The following is a 2,598-nucleotide window of genomic DNA, read 5'->3' as shown; positions in this document are numbered from 1 at the left end:
CGCCCGGGCGCACGCCCTCTTCGCGCGGGGCCGCTCGGACACCGACCCCGAGTGGATGAGCTTCTACGGAGAGGCCGAACTGGAGGGGCTCGAGGCGCAGTGCTGGTCCATGCTGGGCGACTGGCGGCGCGCGTCCCGGCACGCGCGCCGGGCGGCGCATCTGCAGGATCCGCACTTCACGCGGAACATCGCGCTGTACATGGCGGAACTGGCGGACGATCTCGCCCGTGAGGGCCGCCCCGACGAGGCGGCTGCCGCCGGCTTGCAGGTGCTGTCCTTGCTGGACCAGGTCCAGTCCTCCCGCATCCAGGGGATGCTGGCGGGGACGGCGCGAGTGCTGCTGCCGCACCGGCGGGCGTCGGGGGTGTCGGAGTTCCTTGACCGGCATGCTTCTGTGCCGAGAACGCCGAGAACGGGGAGGGCGTAGCAGTGCCGTCGCCTTCATAGCGCCGTAGCTGCCATAGCGCCGTAGCTGCGGGCAGAGTCGTGCCTCCCCCAGTGCCTTAAGGGCCTGGGGGGACCCCCAGGCGGCGCCCGTCCCGCAGAGAGCGGCACCCGGCAAGCACCGGCAAGCGGCCCGACCGCCGCCCAGCCCCGCACCGGCCACCGGGTCAGCCCGCCAAGTGCCCCATGTCGTTCCAGCTCTCGATCGCCGGCTCCCCGTAAGCCCAGCCAAGGACGGACAGGGACGTCGGGTTCAGGCGTATCCGCGCGGCGAAGTCCAGCGGCAGGCCCAGCCAGCGGGCGCCTATGGAGCGAAGAATGTGGCCGTGGGCGAAGACCAGCACGTCCCGGTCCGCGGACCGTGCCCACGCCACCACCTCGTCCGCACGCGCGGAGACGTCGGCGATGCTCTCGCCCTCCGGCACCCCGTCCCGCCAGATCAGCCACCCCGGCCGCACGGCCTGGATCTCGGCCGGCGTCATGCCTTCGTAGGCGCCGTAGTCCCACTCCATGAGCGTGTCCCAGGTGGTGGCACGGTCGCCGAAGCCGGCCAGTTCGCACGTCTCACGCGCGCGTGCCAGCGGACTGGTGCGCACCTCCACCCCAGGCAGCCCGTCCAGCGGAGCGCGGTGCAGTCGCTCGCCGAGCAGCTTGGCTCCCCGCCGGCCCTCCTCCAGCAGCGGCACATCGGTCCTGCCGGTGTGCTTGCCGGACAGCGACCATTCCGTCTGTCCGTGCCGGGCCAGCAGGATGCGCGGTGCCATGGGAGACCTTCCGGGAGCGGGACGCCACACAGACGCCACAAGAACAAAAAGAGAGGACTTCTCCATCATCGCTCACACCCGTTCGGGGCAACCCGGCGGGCGATCTCGGCGTCTTTGTGGGCCGGAGGGCCCTCATGGGCGACATACGGGCGCCGTAAACGGACGCCGTAAAGTGGCACGGTCGCCCACCTGGGCGCACCGCAACAGCACAGCCGAAGGGGGCGGGCGATCGGATGCCGCAGACCGAGACACCGGGCACCGAGGGGGTCCCGCGTACCCGGTTGCGCTGGTGGACCGAGCTGCCCCTGATCCTCCTGGTCTACGGCTGTTACTCGGCCGGCCGTCTCCTCGCGCGCGGTGACGTGCACAGCGCCGTCGACCACGGTCTGGCGATCCTGCGCCTTGAACAGACCCTGCACCTCAACGCCGAGCACCCGCTCAACCGGCTGTTCACGCGCGAGCCCTGGCTCGGGGTACCGGCGGACTTCTGGTACGCCTCGCTGCACTACCTGGTCACGCCCGCCCTCCTCATCTGGCTGTTCCGGGCCCGCGCCGAGCACTACCGGCGGGCCCGCACCTGGCTGATGACCTCCACGTTCATCGGCCTGATCGGCTTCACGCTGGTGCCGACCTGCCCGCCCCGGCTGCTCGCCGCCGGGCACGGCTTCGTGGACACCATGGCGCACTACAGCTCGTACGGCTGGTGGGGCGGTGACGCGAGCGCGCCGCGCGGCATGGGCGGGATGACCAACCAGTACGCGGCGATGCCGAGTCTGCACGTCGGCTGGGCGCTGTGGTGCGGGGTGATGCTGTGGCGGCACGGCGGCACCCGCCTCGCGAAGATCCTTGGCGTGGTCTATCCGCTGGGCACCGCACTGGTGGTCATGGGCACCGCCAACCACTACTTCCTCGACGCGGTCGCGGGTGTCGCCGTGATGGGCGTCGGCTTCCTGCTGGCGCCGCGCGTGACGCGGGTTCTGGACCTGCTCCGGTCCCGTCTGTTCCCGCGCGGCGCAGCCGTCGCGGGCGGCACCGCCTCCCCGATTGTCAGTGGCGGATGCCAGACTTCCGCGGGTGAGCGAATTCCACGGCAGCGCGAGTCGCAGCTCGACGCCGGGGCCGAAGCGGACGCCTCCCCCAGCGACGCGGGAGAAGGGGCTCCGGCGCCGGCTCGCTGAGCTGCGCGGTCCCGACGTACCGGCCAAGGCCCTGGACGCGCGTGCCCTCGCGGCGCTGGCCGCGAACCCGGGGTGCGCGCGGCGGGCGATCCTGGACGGCGCCGGGGTGGACAAGGCGCGGCTGGCGAGCGCGCTGGGCGCACCGTCCGGTTTCGGGCAGTCACAGTTCGCGCTGACCCGGGGCAACGCGTTCGAGGCTCGGGTGAAGGCCG

The 2,598-nt window shown here is 72.1% G+C and carries 3 protein-coding genes and 1 pseudogene; 3 read left to right on the top strand and 1 reads right to left on the bottom strand.

What is annotated here, in order from left to right:
• Positions 1–427 (top strand): NsdA family TPR-like regulatory protein (locus M878_RS000000100220; protein WP_037730881.1); only part of this gene is annotated, 427 nt, incomplete at its 5' end.
• Between the two features lie 184 nt (positions 428–611).
• On the opposite strand, the gene M878_RS76355 is transcribed toward M878_RS000000100220, so the two are convergent.
• On the bottom strand, positions 612–1,208 hold the full coding sequence (locus tag M878_RS76355) for a histidine phosphatase family protein (protein ID WP_023550355.1): 597 nt from the start codon (positions 1,206–1,208) through the stop codon (positions 612–614).
• Between the two features lie 233 nt (positions 1,209–1,441).
• Here M878_RS76355 and M878_RS76350 point away from each other — a divergent pair, with 233 nt between their 5' ends.
• Both M878_RS76350 and M878_RS000000100215 read left to right on the top strand, forming a co-directional pair.
• On the top strand, positions 1,442–2,386 hold the full coding sequence (locus M878_RS76350; RefSeq protein ID WP_023550353.1) for a phosphatase PAP2 family protein: 945 nt from the start codon (positions 1,442–1,444) through the stop codon (positions 2,384–2,386).
• Between the two features lies 1 nt (position 2,387).
• Positions 2,388–2,598, top strand: a pseudogene (locus M878_RS000000100215) (hypothetical protein); the annotation flags it as partial.

It is taken from the genome of Streptomyces roseochromogenus subsp. oscitans DS 12.976 (assembly GCF_000497445.1).
Taxonomy (GTDB): Bacteria; Actinomycetota; Actinomycetes; order Streptomycetales; family Streptomycetaceae; genus Streptomyces; species Streptomyces oscitans.
The sequence above is the reverse complement of the archived record's forward strand: the minus strand, read 5'-3'. Positions and strand labels throughout refer to the sequence as shown.